The sequence below is a fragment of the Rhizobium sp. ZPR4 genome (assembly GCF_040215725.1).
Lineage (GTDB): Bacteria > Pseudomonadota > Alphaproteobacteria > Rhizobiales > Rhizobiaceae > Rhizobium > Rhizobium rhizogenes_D.
This window is the reverse complement of record NZ_CP157967.1, coordinates 204,980-225,266: the sequence shown is the minus strand read 5'-3', so window position 1 is coordinate 225,266 and position 20,287 is coordinate 204,980. Positions and strand designations below refer to the sequence as shown.

Genomic DNA, 20,287 nt, shown 5'->3' with positions numbered 1-20,287 from the left:
AAACGCCGTCGGCGCTCCTACATTTCGTTAGCGGGGCATGGATGCCCTTACCCGCCATCCTGCAGGGCTTGGCTTGTGCGAAGCTGACAAGGCAAAAAGGAGGTTCAGAGGCCCATCGAACAGCCTCACGCAAGGCAGGTCCCCTAGTTCATCGTATGAAGCAACGTTCAGGTGTGGACCGACGATGAATATTATTATCGGATTTGTAGTGACCTGCGGCTGCATCATAGGCAGCTTCATGGCTATGGGCGGAGACGTAGGCGCGCTGTTCCAGCCTTTCGAATTTGTCATTATCGCAGGCGCCGGTCTCGGTGGCTTCATCATGGCCAATCCGATGAAGGTGGTGAAGGATTCGGGCAAGGCGCTCGGAGAGGCTTTCCGCCATGCGGTTCCCAAGGAGCGCGACTATCTCGACACGCTCGGCGTGCTCTATGCCCTGATGCGCGATCTGCGCACCAAGTCGCGCAACGAAATCGAAGCCCATATCGACAATCCCGACGAATCGACGATCTTCAAGGCCGCACCGACGGTGCTGAAGAACAAGGATCTGACGGCCTTCATCTGCGACTATGTCCGCCTCATCATCATCGGCAATGCCCGCTCGCACGAGATCGAGGCGCTGATGGACGAAGAACTCGACACGATGCAGCACGACAAGATGAAGCCCTATCATTCGATCACGATCATGGGCGATTCCTTCCCCGCGATCGGTATCGTGGCCGCCGTTCTCGGCGTCATCAAAGCGATGAGCCACATCAACGAATCACCCGAGGTGCTCGGCCATCTCATCGGTTCGGCGCTGGTCGGCACCTTCCTCGGCATCATTCTGTCCTATTCGGTCTGCGCGCCGCTGGTCTCCCAGATCAAGGTCGTGCGCAACAAACAGCACCGCCTCTACGTCATCGTGAAGCAGACGCTGCTTGCCTACATGAACGGATCGGTGCCGCAGGTCGCGCTCGAATACGGCCGCAAGACCATCTCTTCCTACGAGCGTCCCTCGATCGATGCGGTCGAGCAGGAAATGATGAACCCCGGCGGTGAAAGCAAGGCAGCCTGACGATCATGAGCCAGCAATCCGCGCACAGGGCACAGACGATGGACCGCACCCTTTTTGCCAAGCTTACAGGCAATCTCGGCGATCAGGCGACGCTTGCGAAACTCGGCACCGCCTTCGCCCAGGTCTATGCCGAATTCCTGCCCGACATCATCAAGAGCGAAACGGGCCTGGACTTGAATGTCGCCTATGCCGGCTGCCGGTCCGGCTCGATGAACGAGCTGATTGCCGGGCTTGGCGGCAGCCATGCCCTGGTCAATGGTTCGCTGCGCAACTGGGCACCGAATTTCATCCTCGGCTGCGGTGCCGGCTTCATCATGACGCTGATGGAGCATATGCTGGGTGCACGCGCAGAAGACATAGAAGCAGCCGTCGCGCGGCCGCTTTCGGTGATCGAGCTCGATCTGTCGGTCATGGTATTCGAAAAGATCGCCAAGGTGCTTCGCTCGGCGGTCAATGCGTCCGGCGGCTTCGAACCCTATCTCGACCCGCCCTACAATATCGAGGACCGACCAGCGGCCATCGGCGATGGAGGCAATGACTTTGCTGCCGCGATCACCATGACGATCTCGCTCGGCAAATCGCTTTCCCAGATCGTCATCATCGTGCCGCAGCGCGACCTGCTGCGCACTGTCGTCAGTGCCCCGCGCGCCAAGAATCCGACCGCCGCCTCCCAGGCATGGTCGGATCAGCTCAGCGAGCAGGTCCGCCGCTCGCAGGTGACGCTTGAGGCGCGCATCCGGCTCGAATCACTGACGCTCGACACCATTTCCAAGCTCGCTGTCGGCGATGTCATTCCCTTCATGGATAATACCGGCGACGTTCGGGTCGAGGTCAGCGCGAACAGCAAAGACCTTTACATCTGCGAATTCGGCCGCTCTGGCGAAAATTATACGGTGCGCGTCAAGGACAACGTCAATTCCGACGATGAGCTTCTCAGACACTTGATGAATTGATCGGCTGGCGCGTGATCCCGCACACGGCAGCTTGAGGCAAGTTTCAACTGGAATAGTGATTTCATGGCTACGAAGACGACACAGCAAAGCAGCGAGGAATCGCTGGACGTTTCAAACAGCGACGCCGCCTTGGACGAGGCCATCGATGGTCTGCGCGGCGTCCTGAAGAAAGACAACGAAGGCACCCTGCCTGACTTCGACGCCGATGCATTCGGCGCGCAAGCAGGCACGGATCTTTCCACCTTCGGCGATTTCGGCGACGACAATTCCGCTCCAGCCTTCGATGACGGCGAGTTCGGCGGCGCTTCCGCGGCCCCGGCCGCTCCCGGCAGCGCGCTGACCGCCAACATGGACCTGATCATGGACATCCCGATCGACGTCCAGATCGTGCTCGGCAGTAGCCGCATGCAGGTCTCCGGCCTGATGAACCTGACAGAGGGCGCAATCATCGCGCTCGACAAGAAGATCGGCGAACCGGTCGAAATTACCGTGAACGGCCGCAAGATCGGCCGGGGCGAGATTACCGTTCTGGAACATGACGACACCAGATTCGGCATCAAGCTCACTGAAATCTACAACACGAAGAAAAGCTGAACCCGGCTCAGGATGAGCCCACGCCCCTTGCGGGACGGAGACGAAGACCATGATGGACTTTGACGATTTCAGCGGCGCGATTGCCGAGAAACCGTTATCTCAGACTGAAAAAGCAGCCGCCGTCCTCCTTGCCATGGGAAAACAAGTGGCGGGACGGCTGCTGAAATACTTCACGCAGAACGAGCTGCAGATGATCATTGCCTCGGCGCAATCGCTGCGGCTCATTCCGCCAGACGAGCTGGCGCAGCTCGTGGCGGAATTCGAAGACCTCTTCACCGAGGGCGCCGGCCTCATGGACAACGCCAAGGCCATCGAGAGCATTCTCGAAGAGGGCCTGACGCCCGACGAGGTCGACAGCCTGCTTGGCCGCCGTACCGCCTTCCAGGCCTACGAGACGTCCATCTGGGATCGCCTGGGCGAAGCCGATCCGGTCTTCGTCGCCAAGTTCTTCCTGCGCGAGCATCCGCAGACGATCGCCTATGTCCTGTCCATGATGCCTTCGGCCTTTGGTGCGAAGATCCTGCTGCAGCTTCCCGAAGCCCAGCGCGCCGACATCATGAACCGCACGGTCAACATCAAGGATGTCAGCCCGAAAGCGGCCCAGATCATCGAGAACCGCGTGCTCGGGCTGATGGCCGAGATTGATGCCGAACGCAACGCCTCCGGTTCCACGAAGGTCGCCGACCTGATGAACGAACTCGACAAGCCGGTGGTCGATACGCTGCTCAGCTCGCTCGAGACGATCAACAAGGAATCGGTCGAGAAGGTTCGACCGAAGATCTTCCTTTTCGACGATCTCACCCGTATGCCGCAGCCGAGCCGCGTCCTGCTGCTCAACGACATCGCCGCGGACATCCTGACGATGGCACTGCGGGGATCCGGCAACGAGATTCGCGAGATCGTGCTGTCCTCGATCAGCCCGCGTCAGCGCCGCATGATCGAATCCGACCTGCAGATGGGCAATACCGGCATCAATCCGCGCGAAATCGCGATTGCCCGGCGCGCCATCGCCCAGGAAGCCATTCGTCTGGCCAACTCCGGCCAGATCGAACTCAAGGCCAAGGAAAATACGCCTGTGGACGAAGCCGCATAAGCGCGGCGCGACTCAGCTAAAACGTCTTAGACTGACAAGCTCTACGGCGCCGCGCGTCACACGTGACGCGCAAGGGTCGCCGTAGCACTTTAAGTCTGCTGCATAATTCCTCAAATCGATTCCGATTTGAGGAATTATGCCGCGGGCCGCGCATGATGCCCGGCCTCTTTCCGTTTCGCAAAGGGCGGCTGCTTTGGCTGACGAAGACAAGGACAGTAAAACAGAAAAACCGACGGAGAAAAAACTCCGCGATACGATCGAGAAGGGCAATGTCCCTCACTCCAGGGAAGCGACGCTCTTTGCTTCCATGCTCGCGACTGTCATCTACGTCACCTTCTTCCTGCCCGAGCGCATGGGCCGCATGGGTGAGGTTCTGCGCGACCTCTTCGAAAAACCGGATCAATGGCAGCTGGAGACAGGCCCCGACGCGATCTCGCTGTTTACGCGCATAGGCTGGGAAGTCGGCAACATGGTGCTGCCGGCCATCGTGCTCTTCTTCACCTTCGGCATTGGCGCCTCGATGTTCCAGAACCTGCCGACCCCCGTTTTGGAACGTATCCGGCCGCAATTTTCCCGCATATCGCCCATGTCGGGCTTCAAACGCATCTTCAGCGCAACCGGCATGGTGGAGTTCGGCAAATCCCTCGCAAAAATCGTGCTTGTCGGCATCGTCATGTTTTTCGTGCTGCGCAGCCAGTACTTCCACGCGATGGATTCGCTGGTATCCGACCCTCAGACGATCTTCGTGCGGCTGTCGACAATCGTTCAGCGTATCCTGGTCATCGTGCTGCTGGCGACCGTCGTCGTCGGCGTTGCCGACCTGTTGTGGAGCCGGCACCACTGGTTCGACCAATTGAAGATGACGAAGCAAGAGATCAAGGACGAGCACAAGCAGTCGCAGGGTGACCCGATCGTCAAATCTCGCCAGCGCTCGATCGCGCGCGACCGTGCCCGTCGCCGCATGATGAAGCAGGTGCCGCGCGCCACCCTCGTCATCGCCAATCCGACTCACTTCGCCGTCGCGCTGCGCTATGTGCGCGAGGAAAACGACGCCCCTGTCGTCGTCGCCAAAGGCCAGGATCTGATTGCTCTGAAAATCAGGGAGATAGCCGAGGCCAACAATATTCCCGTTTTCGAAGATCCGCCGCTCGCGCGCTCCATGTTTGCGCAAGTCTCGGTTGATAGCGTCATACCGTCAGTATTTTACAAGGCTGTCGCAGAACTCATCCATCGGATCTATGCCGCGCAGTCGAATAGAAAACGGGTACGATAAACCAAATGAAAAAATGCCCCTACTCTGCCCAACGTGAACAAATACTAGCCGAAGCCATCAGCCCGGTCGCAAGCGAACTGCGTCTCCTCGATGCCGCCGACCTGATTTCGCTGCTGCGCTTCGAACGATACGGCAATCTTGCCGATCTCGTCGCCTCGGCGGCAGAGCTCTATTTTCTTCCCGGCGTGGTCAATTTCGGGCTTGGCGGCGACTATAAGCTCGATTGGGGCGGACCGGCAGAGGTCACGCTCGATCTGGAGATCAAGCCGCGGGGCGTCGCCATCTATGCCAAGCTCTCGCTGGCGGAGCATCATGCGGGCATCGAGATCAACCACATTGCCTTCGACAGAGCTTCCGTCGATCCCGACGAGAACACGGCCTTGCTCGCCCGCAGCCTGAGGGATGCGCGTTACGTCGTCCGCGGCGAAGCAGCGCACGCATTCTGACGAAGTCCTCTTTCAAAAAATCGGTAAAGTGATTCGCGAGAACGGCGTGCATCCGGCAGAATCCGGACCGCCGCTCTATTCATTCTGCGGCAGTGCCCCAAGGCGCTGCTATCTCAGCTTATGTAGCCGAAGCGGATCGCCTTCGCGATGGCCTGGATGCGGTTGACGCTGTCGAGCTTGATCGTCGCCGATCCGAGATAGGCGTTGACGGTATGCACCGACAATCCGAGCTTCTCGGCAATCTCCTCGCTGATGCGCCCGTCGCCGGCAAGCTGCAGGCAGGCGATTTCGCGCTCACTCAGCGCTTCGGCGGCCTGTGAACGGCGCTCGTCCAGTGACAGGAGCTCCATCATGATCTGGCAACTACGGCCGTGCAGCTCGACGATCATATCGCTCGAGAGATCCATGAACTTGGCCGTGAAGACGGTATAACCGTTGCCGACAGCGCCCAGCCGCACGGGAAAGGCGGCGCCGGCAAAAGGCAGGAGATGCGGCTTCAGGCGCTGCGTGAAGACGGCAAAATCCGGCGTCTCGGCCGTGCTGTCACTATCGCGCCCGTTCCACATCAGCGGCAGCAGCGATTTATCGATATGCTCGATCAGCGCTTCGCCATAGGCCTCAACAAAGGATTTGCCGACGACGGAGTTCGCCGAACCCCAATTATCCAGTTCGCACACCAGGCGCTGCTTATGCGGCAATCCCGAGCCGTGCAGGCGGTAAACGGCGAAATGCTGGGCATCGATCAGCTTTTGCATCGACACCAGCTTCGGGAACAGATCCGAACGGCCGGAGATCCGCCCGGAACGGGTAAGCCGTGATTCGCCCGGCATATCCGTTGTCCTGTCTGGCTGATAGCGCATCCGGTCAGCCCTTAAACGAGATTATTGCGCACTGCGAAGGCGATGGCCTCCGAGCGGGTCTTGGTGGCGGTCTTGCGCATGACGCTGGTGATATAGTTGTTGATGGTGTTGCGCGAGATTCCTAGAATCATCGCAATCTCATCACTCGTCTTGCCTTCGGCAATCCAGAACAGGCATTCCAGCTCGCGCTCGGTCAGATCGAAATCACGCTCCAGCTTGCCCTCGAAGCAACGCGTGGAACTGGCTAGATAGCCGGCCAGGAGACCGACATCCCTCAACCGCTCGGGTAGAAGCACCGCCGCTTCACTCGCCAGCAACAGCAGGGAGAAGCGGGGGCGACCGACGTTGAACGTCAAGGCATGATATTGCCGGCCCACACCGTCAGGCAGGGAAACTTCATCAGGAAGCAGCGCCAGGCTCGGCTGAAATAGCGCCATGCACTTTTCCAGCTCGCCGATGCGACCGTAACCAGCTGCCAGCTCCGTCGCCAGACGCCGGACGAGATCGAAGGGCCAATCGGAGGAAATCACGAAGTCGAGGCCGCTTTCCTGGACAAGATCGGACCTGACAAGAAGATAATAGGTCGCGCCGGCATAGCTCGTGAGAGCATGAAGGCCGGCTTGGAGATAGGCAGGGCCTGAAACGGCATTCAGCTGCAGAATGAGCTGCTCGCGCGACATGGCTCCGGCGGACACGATCGATCGCGCATCCCTATCGCCTTTGCTCATCTGCGATATTTGCATGTCCATACTTGCATTTCCTGCCGCTGTTGGACGATCGGTCGTCAACGAGAGCATTGTTCCGTCAGAACCCAATCCCTTCACCTCAGAGAACCGAAAACGAATCTCGACGAGGCATCGAAGCCGGATCTTTCTCTACCGCGACACAAACATATCCTGGCGGATTCGAGTGGATGGTCACATATCTCATCCCTGAATTCGACATCCGCAATCGCACCGGCATGCATTGCCGCAAGCACGATCTACGAACCATGAGCTAATTTTCCCGCTCCGGAATCTACAGACTTAAAACATGCGAAACGCGGAAAACGATGACCGATTCGCTCGGAATACACGGTTATTACGCAATAGATATAGTATTTGTAAGTCGATTCTTTATACCCAGCAACCGTATATCCATCGAAATTCCATCTTACGAACACGTCAATTCGTTTAGCCGCGACTAATTGATCACAGGTGGCATCGACAATGACGCAAGCTCAAATCCGACCCACTGGATAAAAAAAGGACCGGGAAATTTCCCGGTCCTTTTTGTCAGGCGGCCTGATCGACGGCCCATTTCCTGAGGATCTTTGCAGCGCGTTCTTCGCTGATTTCCACCATACGGGACAGGCGGCGCTCCGGCCCTTCCTTGACGCGGCGGTTGAAGGTGCCGCCATCGTCGCCCATCGTCAGCAGATCGTCGGTGCTGTCGAAGCCGAAGTCCGAGCCGAAGCCGTCCATCAGTGCAGCGCCGGGGCCGCCGACGGCCGGCGCAAAATCCGGCAGTTCCAGGCCTGCCGCTTCCGGAAGCGCCGCGCCGTTGGACGAACCACCGAGCGAGCGGATCAGCGGACGGAAGCCCATCCAGACGATCAGGAAGGCGACTGCGACGAACGCCAGCGAGTTGATGATGCCGGCCATGTTACGGCTTAGCATATCGGTAATGCTGAAGCTGGAGGATGTGTCCTCAAGCAGCTGGTTGTCGAGGAAGTCCATGGCATTGACGGTGACGATATCGCCGCGGCCCTGATCGACGCCTGCTGCCGTTGCGACGATCTTCTGCATCTCTGCAACATAGGCGTCGATCTTGGCCTGATCGGCGCCTTGGCCAACCATTTGCGCGATACGGCCCTTGTTGACCACCACAGCGACGGACAGCTTTTCGATCTTGTAGCTGTTGCGGGTCGTGGCCGTCGTCTTGCTGTTGATTTCGTAGTTGGTCTGCTCCTCGCGCTTGTCGGACTGATCGTTCGACGTCGGCGTATTGCCGCCGGACTGCGGGGCTGCCTGCGGAATGTTCTGCTCCACGGTCGCGGCACTGTCGGGCTGGCTCTGCTGCGACTTCTGCGCTTCCTTCACGGTGCGGACGGACCGTTCGACCTTCGAGTCCGGATCGTATGTGGTTTCCTGCACCTGCTGGCTGTCGGTATTCAGCTGGGCCGTCACGCTGGAGCGGAAATTATCCATGCCGAGGAAGGGCGCCAAGGCCTTGTCGATGTTGGATTCGACTTCACTCTGCACATTCTGCACGATGCCGAGATTGCGGCTGAGAGCGCCGTTGCCGGGATCATCGCCCGATGCGAGCAACTGGCCTGTGGAGTCGAGGATCGTAACGTCATCGACCTCCAGGCCGGGAACTGCGGAGGCGACGAGGTGGCGGATGGCCGAAGCCGATTTGCGGGCAGCTTCCGCACTCGCACGGATCATAACGGATGCAGTCGGCTTCTGATCCGCCTTCCGGAAGTTGCCGACATCCTGCATGACGATGTGGACGCGCGCGGCACTGATGCCCGCGATCGAAGTAATGGTGCGGCTGATTTCGCCCTCGAGGGCGCGGACGCGGGTGACTTCCTGCATGAAGGAGGTCAGGCCGAGCGAACCGACATTGTCGAAGAGCTCATAACCGGCCTTGCCGCTGGTGGGCAGGCCGCGCTCGGCGAGAAGCGCGCGGGCCTTGCCGGTCATCCCCGCCGGAACAGTCAGGCTGGTGCCATCGGTGCCGACCTGGAAATTGATCTTGGCTTCTGCGAGCGCGATGCTGATCTGGTTTAGATCGGTCGCATCCAGGCCGACATACAGCGTCTCCTGTGCGGGCTTATTGACATAAAGGGCTGCAAAAAGGATCAGCAGCATGGACACAGCGCCCACGCCCCCCAGGATCATCAGCCGCGTTCTCCCGAGATTCTGAAGATTCCGAAGCAGGGGAACTAATTGATTTAACAGATTCATTCTGTTCTCGCACGATTCGTCAAAGACCTGATGGCTTTGTGCTATACGGCGAAAATAGAAATCGAAACTTGTGCGAACGTTTCGTCCGGCCAGAAGAGCCCAGGAAAAAGCCAGGAAGAAACAGAGAAGATTATATAAGAAAAACAGTATCTATTGCTGATAGCACAGTCAGAAGAAATCAAAGTCGCCGGCAGCCTTCGCCATGGGTTGGGCCATGGGCTGCGAATGCGTGTGAAAACCGCCACCGCCGAGCGCCTTTTGCATCTCCGTCAGCTTGACCAGGCTCAGCGCAGTCGCGAGATCCACCGTCCAGCCCTCGGGCATGGTGCCGGCGATGGTATCGATGAACTCGGCGATGCCGCGCGTCTTCTGCACGGCAAGATCGATGCCCTGAACTACTTTCATGGCCTCCGGCGAGGCCAGTATGTTGGCGTCGCTGATGTCAAGCAGCTGCGGTTCGATACGCTCGATCAGATAGGCGACATCATGCAATTCGGAAACGATGCGCAAAAGGATAGCCGGAAGCGTCTCCTCGATGGCGGCCGTCTCAACGCGCTGGAAGGGGGTCATGCGCTTGCCTCGTTGATCAGAAAAATTCGATCGTGTTGTCGACCGGCTTGGGGGCAATGACCGGACGCTGCTCCAGCGCCACGGTCTTCTGCGTCTCAGCGCCGGTCAGCGGGTATTGCCTGGCCCTTCCGGAGATCGGCCAATATTCGATCTTGCGTCCGTGTTCGCCGCCCGTGCTGGAGCTGACAACCGGGATGCCTTCGTCTTTCAGAAATTGCATGGCGAAGATCGCATTCTGCTCGCCGACATTGGAGAAGGTTGCAATCGTCTTGGCGCCGCCGAAGACTTTCGCTTCCAGCCGGTCGCGCCTTGCGCCCTTCTTCAGGAGGCCGTTGATCAGAAGTTCCATCAGGTGCACGCCGTAACGCGTCGCATCACCGCCACTCATCGGCGAGTTCGCCATCCCCGGGAGGAGGAAATGGTTCATCCCGCCAACGCCGGCGATGGGATCGCGCAGGCAAGCCGCCACGCAAGAGCCGAGAATGGTCGCTAGCACCACGTCGGGATCGCTGATGACCTTGTACTCGCCCTGAATAATATGCACGCGACGGGCAGCACCCTCGACGATCATTTTAGAGCTCCGAAGACGGCCTCGATGGCAGCTTTCATCTTTTCGATGGTGAAGGGCTTGGCGAGCACGTTATTGGCTCCGAGCTGCGCCGCCTTCTGGACCAGCGCGCGGTCACCCTGTGCCGTCAGGATGATGAAGGCCGCTTTCTTCGTCGTCGGGTTGGTGCGAACGGCCTGGAGCAGACCAAGCCCGTCCATCTTCGGCATGTTGAAATCGGAGATGACGAGATGATGGGGCTGCTGCTCCATGATCTTCATCCCCTGCTCACCGTCGCCGGCAGCCGTGATCTGCTTGAAGCCGAGCTGCGTCAGAGCATCGCTCAGCAACAGGCGGCTGGTGACCTGATCGTCGACGATCAGAACTTTGATTTTCTCCGCTAGAGACATTATTCGCTCCCTTCCTTTCGGGCGGCTGTTATCTTCAAAATTTCCTCGCCAATGGCGTTCAGCGGAAACTGCTGTTCGACGGCGCCAAGCTCGTGAGCGACCCTCGGCATCCCGTAGACCACGCAGGTCTTCTCGTTCTGGCCGATGGTACGCGCGCCGGCGTGGCGCATCTTGAGGAGACCGGCGGCGCCGTCGCGCCCCATACCGGTCAGGATCACGCCGACGGCATTGCGGCCAGCCAGTTCGGCAACCGAATCAAAGAGCACGTCGACGGAAGGGCGATGGCCGTTCACAGGCCCGCCGTCGACCAGACGGCAATGGGGCGCGGAGGCATTGGCGACCCTGAGGTGCCTTTCGCCGCCCGGCGCCAGATAGATCTTGCCGATTTCCAGCCGCGCGCCGTCGGTCGCCTCCTGGACGACCGGCGCGCAGAGGCGGTTCAGCCGCTCGGCGAAGCTGCGCGTAAAGGTCGGCGGCATATGCTGCGTGATGACGGTCGGCGGGCAATTGGCCGGAAACTTCTGCAGCACGTTGATAAGCGCCTCGACACCGCCGGTGGATGAACCGATGGCGACGATCTTGCGACCAACGCGAAAGTCAGCGACAGCCGGCGGTGGCACGCGCTGGGCGGCGGGCTTTACATATTGCCGCTGCGAGCGCGCTGCGGCCTTCACCTTATCCGCGAGGTCGCCGAAGGGATGTGGCTCGCCTGGCGACGGCTTTCCGACGCAGTCGAACGCGCCGATCTCGAGAGCGGCAAGCGTCGCGTCGGCACCGCGATGCGTCATCGTGGAGACCATGATGACGGGCATCGGCCTGAGCGTCATGATCTTTTCCAGAAACTCGAGGCCGTTCATGTTCGGCATCTCGATATCGAGCGTGACGACGTCCGGATTGAGCGCCTTGATCGCGGCGCGCGCTTCCATCGCATCTCCGGCCTGACCGATGACATCGACCTCCGGATCGGCACGCAAGACGGCGGTGATCAGGCCGCGCATGGTCGGAGAGTCGTCGACAACGAGAACACGGGCAGCGGTACTCATGGTTTCCTCCCCCCGTTCTTGCCGAGATAGCGATAGGTAGTGATGCCGATATTATCGAAGACGTGTTTCGCATCGCCAGCGACCCGCTCGGAGTGACCGATGTAGAGGTGGCCTTGGTCGTGCAGCTGGCCGGCGAAGCGCGTCCAGATCTTCGTCTGCGTCGGCTCGTCGAAATAGATGACGACGTTGCGGCAGAAGATGACGTCAAACAGGCCCTTGAAGGGCCATTGCCCGAGCAGATTCAGCTCGTTGAAAGTGATGAGCCGCTTGACGCGATCGTCGATCTGGAATTTGCGGCGGCCCTGGACGCTGACTTCCTGGAACCACTGCTTGCGCATGGCGGGCGAAATCGTTTCAAGCGAGTTCTCGTCGTAGGCGCCGGCGCGGGCAAGCCCCAGGATCTTGGGATCGATGTCCGTCGCCAGGATTTTGAAGTCGAAATCGGCGACATTCGGCATCAAGGACAGCACCGTCAGCGCGATCGAATAGGGCTCCTGCCCGTCGGAACAGGCGGCCGACCAGATGCGCACCCGGCCGCCGGCCTTGGCGCGCGCCAGAAGGCCCGGCAGGACTTCGTCGCGCAGGTGATCAAAATGATGGTTTTCGCGGAAGAAGCGGGTGAAATTGGTCGTCAGATGCGACAGCATCTCACGGCGCGCCGCACTTCCCGCCGGCGAGGAAACCAGCTGACAGTAGTCGCGGAAGCCGGACAGGCCGAGCGCACGGATATGCTTCGACAGTCTGGAATAGACGAGCGACGCCTTGCTCTCGTTCAGCGAAATGCCCGCATCCGCATAAATCATGGCGGCGATTTCCGAGAGGTCGCGCCGCGTCAGCGGATATTCGCCGCTCGCCAGCACCTCATCGGGAGACGCCTTGAAATCCATTGCTCCCATCACGCTCATGCAGCCTCGCTTTCGCTTTCAGGGAACAGAGCTTCCAGCTCGATCAGACAGATCATGCGGCGGTCGATCGCCACGATGCCGCGAGCAAACTGCCGCTCGTGATCGGAGGAAACCTCCGGCGTCGGCTGGATGCTGTCGTCGGTGATGGTCAGAATGTCCGAAACCGCATCGACCAGGAGGCCGACCACCTTGCGCTTGACCTGCGCCACGATGATCACATGCCGCGCCGTCGGCTCCGCCCGCTTCATGCCGAGCCGGGCGGAGAGATCGATGATCGGCAGCACGGCGCCGCGCAGATTGATAACGCCGAGCATATAGCCAGGCGCATGCGGCATGGCCGTTGCCGGGGTCCAGCCGCGGATTTCCCGAACCGACATGATGTCGACGCAGAATTCCTGATCACCGATGCGAAAGGCGATCAGCTCGCGATTGCCCTGGCTCAGGTTCTTGACGGCATAAGACATCAACTCACCCCACCGCCGCGTAAGACATTTCGGGTTTCAGCGACTGGCCGCGGGAAGCGCCGACCACCGCATCGACGTCGAGGATCAGCGCCACGCGGCCATCGCCGAGGATGGTTGCAGCGGCAATGCCCGGGACATGCGTGTAGTTGGCCTCGAGGCTCTTGATGACGACCTGGCGCTGGCCCTGAATGGCATCGACCATGAGGGCGCGCTGACCGCCGCCTTCCGATTCCACCAGCAGCGCGACGCCTTCGACCGGATTGGCCTGCGTGGCACGGAAGTTCAGGATGCGGCCGACATCGACCAGCGGGCAGAAACTGTTGCGGATCGAGATCAGGCGATGGTTGGCGCCGAAGGAGTGGATGGCGGCAGCTTCGGGCTGCAGCGTTTCGACGATCGCCGTCAGCGGCACGACCAGGGTCTGGCCCGCGACCGTAACCACCATGCCGTCGAGGACGGCGAGCGTCAGCGGCAGGCTCATGGTGAAGACGGAGCCCTGCCCCGGCCTGGAGCTGATATTGATGCGGCCACCAAGCGCCTGGATCGAGCGCTTGACCACGTCCATGCCGACGCCGCGGCCGGAAATGTCGGAGATCTTGTCGGCGGTCGAGAAGCCCGGCAGGAAGATCAGGTTATCGACTTCCTCATCCGACAGATTGGCGTCAGCCGGGATCAGGTCGTTGTCGATGGCCTTCTGGCGCACCTTCTCGCGGTTGATGCCGGCGCCGTCGTCAGCAAGCTCGATCAGGATGCGGCCGGAGCGATGTTTTGCCGTCAGGCGGACCGTGCCTTCGGGGTTCTTGCCCAGCGTCGCACGCTTTTCCGGGGTTTCGATGCCGTGGTCGACGGCATTGCGGATCATGTGCGTCAGCGGCTCGGCAAGCTTGTCGATGACAGTCTTGTCGACTTCGGTATTTTCACCTTCGGTAATCAGTCGGATCGACTTGCCAGTCATATCGGCGATTTCGCGAACGATACGCGACATGCGCTGGAAGACCGGCTTCACCGGCTGGGCGCGGATCGCCATGACGCTGTCCTGGATCTCGCGGGTGAGCTGCTGCAGCTCTTCGAGACCCATGTTGATGGAGGACGCGCCGTTATTGTCGTTCTCGATGACGCTCTGCGAGAGCATCGCCTGGTTGATGACGAGCTCGCCGACGAGGTTGATCAGGCGATCGACGCGGTCGAGGTCAACGCGGATGGTTTGTCCGGCGGCGGCAGCGGCGCTGTTCTGCGCGGCCGCGGCATTGGCGGCGGCAGCCGAGGCAAGGGCAGCCTCCTTCTTCTCGACGCGTGCGGCAGCCGAGGCCAGCTGCGTGACATTGCTTGCGGTTTCGGCAGCGGCCACGGCGGCAGCGACATCACTTCTTGGGGCTGGCACCTCCCCGACGGGTTCGGCGGCCGGCGCGGCGCTGTCGTCGTCAAGGATCGAAAGATCGAACGGTACAGGCACCATCGGCAATTCTTCGCCACTTGAAGGCCTGCCGCTTCCAGCCGGCTGGACATCAAGATCGCAATCCCATTCGGCGAATTCGAAAACGGTGCGAATGGCGTCTTCGCCCTTGTCCGTCTTGATCGAGATTGCCCATTTGAAATAAGCGCCTTCGGGATCGATGTCGGGAAGGCCCGGCAATGCGTCCATGTCGCAGAAGATGTTCATCTCGCCCAGCCGCGAGAGGTCGCGCAGCAGCAGCGTCGCATCGTTGCCCTTGGCGTAGAGATCGGAGCGCGGCTTGAAGCTGACTTCATATTCCGGCGCGCCGCCGCCGGCCGGCTCATCGCTGCCGAAATCATCGTCGAAGCTGAAGGGGATCGGCTGGAAACCGCTTTCATCCGTTGGCGCAGGCGCAGCCGCGACGGGCTTGGGAGCAGCCTCGGCAACCAGCGCGACGGATGGTGCCGGCACATCGCCATTTGCCAATGCTTCCAGTTCCTTGACCAGGCCGCGGCTGCGGGCCTGATCGACACTGCCGCCATCGCGGGCGGCATTAGTGAGATCGGCCAGGACATCGGCGGCCTTGAGCATGACCTTCAGGACATCCTGGGTCGGCTCCAGCTTGTTGGATCGAACGCAATCAAGCGTAGTCTCGAAGACGTGGGCGAATGCGACCAGGTCGTCCAGACCGAAGGCACCTGCCCCACCCTTGATGGAATGAACGGCGCGGAATACGGCATTGACGGTTTCCGGGTCACGGTCGCCGTCATTCATTTTCAGGAGACCGGATTCCAGTTCGGCGAGCTGCTCTTCGCACTCCTGGAAGAAAATCTCTTTGATTTCGTTCATATCCATGAGGGGTGGATCCTGTTTAGGCGGTTACGCGCTCGATGGCATCGATCAGCTTGGCGGGATCGAACGGCTTGACGATCCAGCCGGTCGCACCGGCCTGGCGGGCACGGTTCTTCTTTTCCGCATCGCTTTCGGTCGTCAGAACGAGGATCGGCACGGCGCGGTATCGGTCATTGCGGCGAACGCCCTCGATGAAGCCAAAGCCGTCAAGACGCGGCATGTTGATATCGGTGACGATGACGTCGGGATTGGCTTCTTCCAGGATCTCCAAGCCCTCGACACCGTCTTCAGCCTGAATGGTCTCGAAACCCGCATTGTTGAGGGTGACGAGAAGCATGTTTCGAATGGTCCGTGAATCATCCACGGTCAGCACTTTTTTCTTCATTGCCGGATCTCCTTGGCAAGCAGATGGGAGATATCCACCCCGATCATCTGCATTGTTTTTTGAAATGCATCCGACACCTTGGAGAAGGTGAAGGAGAGCTTGTCCTCATCCCATGTCTTGGCGGCGGCCATGATGACCTGAACGCACAAGGTCCCGATCCTTTCGACGCCGGACGCATCGATTGCGACATTGCTGCCGCGCAATCCCATCAACGTGCCGCGGAGGGCCGAAGCCTCGTTGAGGTCCAGCACCGTGGCCAGACTGACTGTCTTTTCGCCTTTCCTGCTCCGCATCGCTTCATTCCTTGTTGTCTGAAATCGGACCGGCCGGCCCGCATGTGCATGAAACTGAAAGATCAATAGGCATTGCGTTCGCCTCCCGATGCGGTCCTGCGAAGCGGGAATCCGAAATCGGCCATGTCTTCTTCATCCCGTGCGAGGTTGAATTCATCATGAGTTGAAAGCTGTCGTTGCGGCGCAGCCTTGACAGAGGCTGCGTGACGCCGCTCGCGCTCGATGCGAAACTCGCGGATGGTTCGGCCAAGTTCGACGACGACGGTGTGAAGGTGATCGGCGCCCTCCTGCGAGCGGCTTGCCTCGCTCCCGGCAGCGGCGGCACGCTCGCTGTAGTCGCCAATATCTGATGTCAGTGCCTTGAGGCCGGCGAGCTGTTCATCGCTCGCCGCTGCAATTCCGGAAATGGCGTCGTTGATATCCGTCACCTGGCGCACGATGCTGCCGATCGCATCCTGGGTGCGGCCGACCATCTGGACGCCGGCGTCGACCTGCGCCTTGGTGCCCGTGACCAGCACCTTGATCTCGCGTGCCGCATCGGCGGACCGCTGGGCAAGCGCGCGAACCTCCTGCGCGACGACGGCAAAGCCGCGGCCGCTATCGCCGGCGCGGGCAGCTTCAATGCCGGCATTCAAGGCGAGAAGATTGGTCTGGAAGGCGATCTCATCGATGACACCTATGATCTGGCCGATCTTTTCGGCTGATGTTTCAATATCGGCCATGGCCGAGATCGCCTGGCCGACGATCCTGCCGCTGTCTTCTGCCGCCACGCGGGTCGATGCCGTCACGCGCTCGGCCGAGCGGGTATTGGCCGCATTGCCGCGCACCTGTTCGGCAAGCTCGGCTAGCTGCTTTGCGGAGGCCGCAAGCCCTCGCGACTGTTCGGACGAGTTTTCCGCCAGGGATTTCGAGGCGCGAGCGATGGCATCGGCCGTCGACTCAGCCGCCAGCACGCCGCCGGACAGAGCTGAAAATTGCTGCTGGATATCGGCAAGTGCCGCGTTCAAGGCTTCGGCGACCTCGACGTAAGCCTCGGGACAATCGGTCGTCATCCGGGTCGTCAGATCGCGATCGGCAAGACCATTGGCGAGATCGGCGATGAAGGCGGCCGCCTCGGCGCGATCGGCAACCCGCTGTTCGGTGAGCGCCCGCTGATGGCCGACCCGCAATTCGTTGAAGCGCAGCGACACGGCAATCTCGACGTCGACCATGACGAGGCGCACGACCGCGGTCACAAGCTCGCTGAGTTCGCGGGCGCGACGCTTGGCTCCCGGCAGAATGGCGCGGCCTCCCATCTCGTCGAGGAGGCCGGACAAAAGATGCTCCAGCATGACGCCATGGCCCGCGACATGCCAGCGTGGATCGAGGCCCATCTTGCTTTCGCTATCGGACAGAACCTTGACGCGCTCGGCATAAAGGCTGTCGAAGCGCGCATCCGTCAGCACATCCCAGTGCGAGGACTGCAGATCCTGGAGCCGTTCGAGCTGGCTTTCGCTGGTGAAATTGCGGGAAGCGTCAGGGAAGGTCTGGAGGCGATGGAAAAGATCGCGAAGGCCGGCTTTCAGATGCACCGCGAGCATCGGCCGGTTGCGGCGCAAGGTTTCGCATTGCCCGGCGTCGAGACCAGCAAAACGCAAGCGGTCGCGAAGGCTGCCAGCCTGCGCCCTGCCTGCCTGATCTGACGGCGTATCCTGCGCCAAAGTCGCCCCTGCCGAACTGCCGGGCATCCAAGCGCCGGCGAAACCGCTGATGATCCGCGCCAAGCGCAATGAGGAGGCGAGAAAAGGCAGCCGTCGCCGTCGATCAGCTGATCGAGGCACCGAAGCTCGCTCGTTCATCAAAGTCTGTAGCGGACCTGTTTGATGAAATGGATACCGGATCGGACCCGGTACGACGGGGCGGCTTCATGCCTGGTGAGAACGAGTCACAATTTTCCCATTCCGACGTTCAGGCTCAATATTTATGGTTAATTCCTTGCCCGAAGGTTAATGACGGAAGAAGGCGCCCATCCTACTGATCTATACTAAATTAGCTATTACTTGCGGATATAGTTTATCTGCCCGTCAAGAATACGGATCGCAAGTCACGAGCAAGCTTCATGCCTTACTGCCCAGGGGATAGACAGTTTCGATGTCGCTACGGAGAGAGCAATGATTGTTCTTGGTTTGACCGCCTCGCTGATGGCCAGCCTGACGCTTGTGGCCTTCATGCTTCTGTCCCGCATCGAAGAGGCGCGCGGCAAAGCTACGCCTCGCATCCTCTAGGCAAAGCTGTAACGGACGTCTCAGATCCAAAATCGGACTTGTGGCACTTCGTGGCCACGACGGCGGCGCCGCTGTTCTTACGGATGGCAAGGAGCTAGCTTTGGCCTCAATAGTTCCGTATTAAGCCTCACGATCAGGCACCGAGACCCATCCTTTAATGCTCGACACGACCCATTCCCGAACAGACGCCCAGAAACTTTCGCTGGGCATCGCCCTTGCGATCATCTTCGGAGTAACGCTGTGGCGCGTGCTCATGTTGCTTCTCAACAGGACGGATCTCTTCGTTGACGAGGCGCAATACTGGTTCTGGGGTCAGAATCTCGATTTCGGCTATTATTCCAAGCCGCCGATGATCGCCTGGGTCATCCGCTTCTTCAATGCGATCTCGGGGTCGGATTCGACCTTCTGGATCCGCATATCGGCGCCGCTCTTCCATCTCGCCACCGCCCTGATGCTGATGTGCACGACGCGGCGGCTGATCGACGACGAGACCGGACGAGAGATCGCACCGTGGGTCGGCGTCATCTTCATCACCTTGCCGGCTGCCTCGCTTTCGGCCGTGCTGGTATCGACCGATACGATTCAGATCCTGTTCGTGACGATCGCCATCTGGGCCTTTATAGGCCTGACCAAGCGGTCTTCGGCGCTCGACGCTTTCATCCTCGGAGCCAGCCTCGGCATCGCCTTCCTGACGAAATATTCGGTGCTCTTCCTTCTGCCCGGCGTCGGCATTGCCATGCTGACGATGCGTTCGGCACGTATCGCCTGGCGGGATGTGGCCATTGCCGCCATCGTCGGCGCCATCGTCGTCTCCCCCAATCTCTGGTGGAACCTCACCCATGATGCAACGACCATAAAGCACACCGAAAACATCGCCCAATGGAGCAAGAGCGGCGGCGGCAACGGTCTCTTGAAGCACATACTCAACGGTCTCAGCTTCTTCGGCGCGCAGTTCGGCGTGGTCGGTCCGGTGGTCTTCTACGCGCTTTTGTGGGCGACATGGCGGCTGGTCCGTGGGCAGAGCGACGACCGGGAAAAGCTGCTGTTCTGGCTGTCGGTGCCTGTCGTGGCGCTGATCACGCTGCAAGCCCTCCTCGCCAAGGCCTATGCCAACTGGGCCGTCTCGGCCTATGCCGCCGGCACCATTCTCGCCGTTTGGCTGCTCTATCGCCTGACGAAAAAAGGGCTGAGCACCTCGCTGATCATAGGCGCCGTCGTCGCCGTCGTGATCCCGGTACTGACGGTCTTTGCCTATGACATCAAGCTGCCGAACGGCGATCTCGTCATGAAGCGCTATGTCGGCCGCAGTGTCATCAGCGAGGAAATCGCCAATATCGCCACCGAGGCGAAAATGACTGAAATCGTCGCCCAGGACCGCGATATTCTCGCCGATCTCTATTACACATTGAAGGGCAAGCCGTTCCACATCTATGCCCGCCATTTCGCAGGATTTCCCGCGAACTATTACGAGCAGGATTTCTCGCTGCCGGCCAGTGTGACCGGCCCGGTCCTGTTCGTCGACAACGATCCGATCGAGTGCCCGGAAGGCCAGGCTGAGCTCATCAAGAGCTGGTCGCCGCCCTATGGTGAGATGAAAGGCAAGACACTTTATGCCTATCGCGTTCCGGCATCCTGCCTGGCGCCCAAGCCGTCAGCCGCCGGAACGGGAGCTACCGAAAATTAAGAAATCAAGCCGGGACTGTTGACCGGCTCGTGCAACTGCATCATGACAGGCCGCACTACAGCGCCGCGCGTAACATGTGACGCGCAAAGGTCACTGTAGCACTTTAAAGCTGCTGCATAATTCCTTAGGTCGATCCCGATTTAAGGAATTATGCAGTGGGAAGACGCGAGGCGTCCTGATATCATGACCGAACCGTCGGCGTTCGCGC

Annotated in this window: 20 protein-coding genes; 7 read left to right on the top strand and 13 right to left on the bottom strand. The window is 60.0% G+C overall.

Annotated features, from left to right (window positions below; translation table 11 throughout):
- Nucleotides 1-184: 184 nt before the first annotated feature.
- The 6 genes from motA (at nucleotide 185) to ABOK31_RS01070 (ending at nucleotide 5,416) form a co-directional block, all read left to right on the top strand.
- Nucleotides 185-1,057 (top strand): flagellar motor stator protein MotA, encoded by an 873-nt coding sequence (gene motA, locus ABOK31_RS01095; protein ID WP_069611305.1) that lies wholly within the window; start codon nucleotides 185-187, stop codon nucleotides 1,055-1,057.
- 5 nt (nucleotides 1,058-1,062) lie between these two features.
- Nucleotides 1,063-2,010 (top strand): FliM/FliN family flagellar motor switch protein, encoded by a 948-nt coding sequence (locus ABOK31_RS01090; RefSeq protein WP_349957460.1) that lies wholly within the window; start codon nucleotides 1,063-1,065, stop codon nucleotides 2,008-2,010.
- 63 nt (nucleotides 2,011-2,073) lie between these two features.
- Complete coding sequence (gene fliN, locus ABOK31_RS01085) at nucleotides 2,074-2,604, top strand: flagellar motor switch protein FliN (RefSeq protein ID WP_349957459.1); 531 nt, start codon at nucleotides 2,074-2,076, stop codon at nucleotides 2,602-2,604.
- 49 nt (nucleotides 2,605-2,653) lie between these two features.
- On the top strand, nucleotides 2,654-3,697 hold the full coding sequence (gene fliG / locus ABOK31_RS01080; RefSeq protein ID WP_174175336.1) for a flagellar motor switch protein FliG: 1,044 nt from the start codon (nucleotides 2,654-2,656) through the stop codon (nucleotides 3,695-3,697).
- Nucleotides 3,698-3,890: 193 nt separating this feature from the next.
- Nucleotides 3,891-4,970, top strand: coding sequence for a flagellar biosynthesis protein FlhB (gene flhB, locus ABOK31_RS01075; protein ID WP_174175338.1), 1,080 nt, complete (start codon nucleotides 3,891-3,893; stop codon nucleotides 4,968-4,970).
- A 5-nt stretch (nucleotides 4,971-4,975) separates the two neighbouring features.
- On the top strand, nucleotides 4,976-5,416 hold the full coding sequence (locus tag ABOK31_RS01070; protein WP_349957457.1) for a hypothetical protein: 441 nt from the start codon (nucleotides 4,976-4,978) through the stop codon (nucleotides 5,414-5,416).
- 113 nt (nucleotides 5,417-5,529) lie between these two features.
- Here ABOK31_RS01070 and ABOK31_RS01065 read toward each other — a convergent pair whose 3' ends face one another.
- The 13 genes from ABOK31_RS01065 to ABOK31_RS01005 all read right to left on the bottom strand — a co-directional run bounded on the left by ABOK31_RS01065 (nucleotide 5,530) and on the right by ABOK31_RS01005 (nucleotide 17,858).
- The gene (locus tag ABOK31_RS01065; RefSeq protein WP_113229407.1) at nucleotides 5,530-6,246 is read right to left on the bottom strand and encodes a helix-turn-helix transcriptional regulator; all 717 of its coding nucleotides are present in this window, start codon (nucleotides 6,244-6,246) and stop codon (nucleotides 5,530-5,532) included.
- Between the two features lie 41 nt (nucleotides 6,247-6,287).
- On the bottom strand, nucleotides 6,288-7,025 hold the full coding sequence (locus tag ABOK31_RS01060) for a helix-turn-helix transcriptional regulator (RefSeq protein WP_349957456.1): 738 nt from the start codon (nucleotides 7,023-7,025) through the stop codon (nucleotides 6,288-6,290).
- A 525-nt stretch (nucleotides 7,026-7,550) separates the two neighbouring features.
- Nucleotides 7,551-9,227 (bottom strand): flagellar basal-body MS-ring/collar protein FliF, encoded by a 1,677-nt coding sequence (gene fliF, locus ABOK31_RS01055; RefSeq protein WP_174175344.1) that lies wholly within the window; start codon nucleotides 9,225-9,227, stop codon nucleotides 7,551-7,553.
- Nucleotides 9,228-9,395: 168 nt separating this feature from the next.
- Nucleotides 9,396-9,797 carry a hypothetical protein gene (locus tag ABOK31_RS01050; protein WP_174175346.1) on the bottom strand — a complete coding sequence of 134 codons (402 nt, stop codon included), beginning with the start codon at nucleotides 9,795-9,797 and terminating at the stop codon, nucleotides 9,396-9,398.
- A gap of 16 nt (nucleotides 9,798-9,813) precedes the next feature.
- Nucleotides 9,814-10,368, bottom strand: a complete 555-nt coding sequence (gene cheD, locus ABOK31_RS01045) for a chemoreceptor glutamine deamidase CheD (protein WP_174175348.1) — start codon at nucleotides 10,366-10,368, stop codon at nucleotides 9,814-9,816.
- Entirely contained in the window at nucleotides 10,365-10,754 is a 390-nt protein-coding gene (locus ABOK31_RS01040; protein ID WP_004128537.1) for a response regulator, read from the bottom strand. Before ABOK31_RS01040 ends, cheD begins: the two co-directional genes overlap by 4 nt.
- Nucleotides 10,754-11,797, bottom strand: a complete 1,044-nt coding sequence (cheB, locus tag ABOK31_RS01035; protein WP_075855219.1) for a protein-glutamate O-methylesterase CheB — start codon at nucleotides 11,795-11,797, stop codon at nucleotides 10,754-10,756. The genes ABOK31_RS01040 and cheB overlap by 1 nt, the downstream gene beginning before the upstream one ends.
- The gene (cheR, locus tag ABOK31_RS01030) at nucleotides 11,794-12,702 is read right to left on the bottom strand and encodes a protein-glutamate O-methyltransferase CheR (RefSeq protein ID WP_174175350.1); all 909 of its coding nucleotides are present in this window, start codon (nucleotides 12,700-12,702) and stop codon (nucleotides 11,794-11,796) included. Before cheR ends, cheB begins: the two co-directional genes overlap by 4 nt.
- Nucleotides 12,699-13,166 (bottom strand): chemotaxis protein CheW, encoded by a 468-nt coding sequence (locus ABOK31_RS01025; RefSeq protein ID WP_113346252.1) that lies wholly within the window; start codon nucleotides 13,164-13,166, stop codon nucleotides 12,699-12,701. The genes cheR and ABOK31_RS01025 overlap by 4 nt, the downstream gene beginning before the upstream one ends.
- 4 nt (nucleotides 13,167-13,170) lie before the next feature.
- Nucleotides 13,171-15,456, bottom strand: coding sequence for a chemotaxis protein CheA (locus ABOK31_RS01020; protein WP_349957455.1), 2,286 nt, complete (start codon nucleotides 15,454-15,456; stop codon nucleotides 13,171-13,173).
- 16 nt (nucleotides 15,457-15,472) lie between these two features.
- Nucleotides 15,473-15,838 (bottom strand): chemotaxis response regulator CheY1, encoded by a 366-nt coding sequence (gene cheY1 / locus ABOK31_RS01015; RefSeq protein WP_004128526.1) that lies wholly within the window; start codon nucleotides 15,836-15,838, stop codon nucleotides 15,473-15,475.
- Entirely contained in the window at nucleotides 15,835-16,131 is a 297-nt protein-coding gene (locus tag ABOK31_RS01010; RefSeq protein ID WP_174175354.1) for an STAS domain-containing protein, read from the bottom strand. The genes cheY1 and ABOK31_RS01010 overlap by 4 nt, the downstream gene beginning before the upstream one ends.
- 62 nt (nucleotides 16,132-16,193) lie before the next feature.
- Nucleotides 16,194-17,858 (bottom strand): globin-coupled sensor protein, encoded by a 1,665-nt coding sequence (locus tag ABOK31_RS01005; RefSeq protein WP_349957454.1) that lies wholly within the window; start codon nucleotides 17,856-17,858, stop codon nucleotides 16,194-16,196.
- A 694-nt stretch (nucleotides 17,859-18,552) separates the two neighbouring features.
- Here ABOK31_RS01005 and ABOK31_RS01000 point away from each other — a divergent pair.
- Nucleotides 18,553-20,079: a glycosyltransferase family 39 protein gene (locus tag ABOK31_RS01000; RefSeq protein ID WP_349957453.1), complete on the top strand. Its 1,527-nt coding sequence runs from the start codon at nucleotides 18,553-18,555 to the stop codon at nucleotides 20,077-20,079.
- The last annotated feature ends 208 nt before the right edge of the window (nucleotides 20,080-20,287 follow it).

Excerpts from the sequence above, each read along its gene's own strand:
- fliG (WP_174175336.1), top strand. The coding sequence starts at position 2,654 with ATGATGGACTTTGACGATTTCAGCGGCGCGATTGCCGAGAAACCGTTA.
- cheR (WP_174175350.1), bottom strand. The coding sequence starts at position 12,702 with ATGAGCGTGATGGGAGCAATGGATTTCAAGGCGTCTCCCGATGAGGTG.
- motA (WP_069611305.1), top strand. The coding sequence starts at position 185 with ATGAATATTATTATCGGATTTGTAGTGACCTGCGGCTGCATCATAGGC.
- ABOK31_RS01050 (WP_174175346.1), bottom strand. The coding sequence starts at position 9,797 with ATGACCCCCTTCCAGCGCGTTGAGACGGCCGCCATCGAGGAGACGCTT.
- fliN (WP_349957459.1), top strand. The coding sequence starts at position 2,074 with ATGGCTACGAAGACGACACAGCAAAGCAGCGAGGAATCGCTGGACGTT.
- ABOK31_RS01060 (WP_349957456.1), bottom strand. The coding sequence starts at position 7,025 with ATGGACATGCAAATATCGCAGATGAGCAAAGGCGATAGGGATGCGCGA.
- ABOK31_RS01065 (WP_113229407.1), bottom strand. The coding sequence starts at position 6,246 with ATGCCGGGCGAATCACGGCTTACCCGTTCCGGGCGGATCTCCGGCCGT.
- ABOK31_RS01020 (WP_349957455.1), bottom strand. The coding sequence starts at position 15,456 with ATGGATATGAACGAAATCAAAGAGATTTTCTTCCAGGAGTGCGAAGAG.
- fliF (WP_174175344.1), bottom strand. The coding sequence starts at position 9,227 with ATGAATCTGTTAAATCAATTAGTTCCCCTGCTTCGGAATCTTCAGAAT.
- ABOK31_RS01000 (WP_349957453.1), top strand. The coding sequence starts at position 18,553 with ATGCTCGACACGACCCATTCCCGAACAGACGCCCAGAAACTTTCGCTG.
- ABOK31_RS01005 (WP_349957454.1), bottom strand. The coding sequence starts at position 17,858 with ATGCCCGGCAGTTCGGCAGGGGCGACTTTGGCGCAGGATACGCCGTCA.
- ABOK31_RS01090 (WP_349957460.1), top strand. The coding sequence starts at position 1,063 with ATGAGCCAGCAATCCGCGCACAGGGCACAGACGATGGACCGCACCCTT.
- ABOK31_RS01040 (WP_004128537.1), bottom strand. The coding sequence starts at position 10,754 with ATGTCTCTAGCGGAGAAAATCAAAGTTCTGATCGTCGACGATCAGGTC.
- cheB (WP_075855219.1), bottom strand. The coding sequence starts at position 11,797 with ATGAGTACCGCTGCCCGTGTTCTCGTTGTCGACGACTCTCCGACCATG.
- ABOK31_RS01025 (WP_113346252.1), bottom strand. The coding sequence starts at position 13,166 with ATGTCTTATGCCGTCAAGAACCTGAGCCAGGGCAATCGCGAGCTGATC.
- cheY1 (WP_004128526.1), bottom strand. The coding sequence starts at position 15,838 with ATGAAGAAAAAAGTGCTGACCGTGGATGATTCACGGACCATTCGAAAC.
- ABOK31_RS01070 (WP_349957457.1), top strand. The coding sequence starts at position 4,976 with ATGAAAAAATGCCCCTACTCTGCCCAACGTGAACAAATACTAGCCGAA.
- cheD (WP_174175348.1), bottom strand. The coding sequence starts at position 10,368 with ATGATCGTCGAGGGTGCTGCCCGTCGCGTGCATATTATTCAGGGCGAG.
- ABOK31_RS01010 (WP_174175354.1), bottom strand. The coding sequence starts at position 16,131 with ATGCGGAGCAGGAAAGGCGAAAAGACAGTCAGTCTGGCCACGGTGCTG.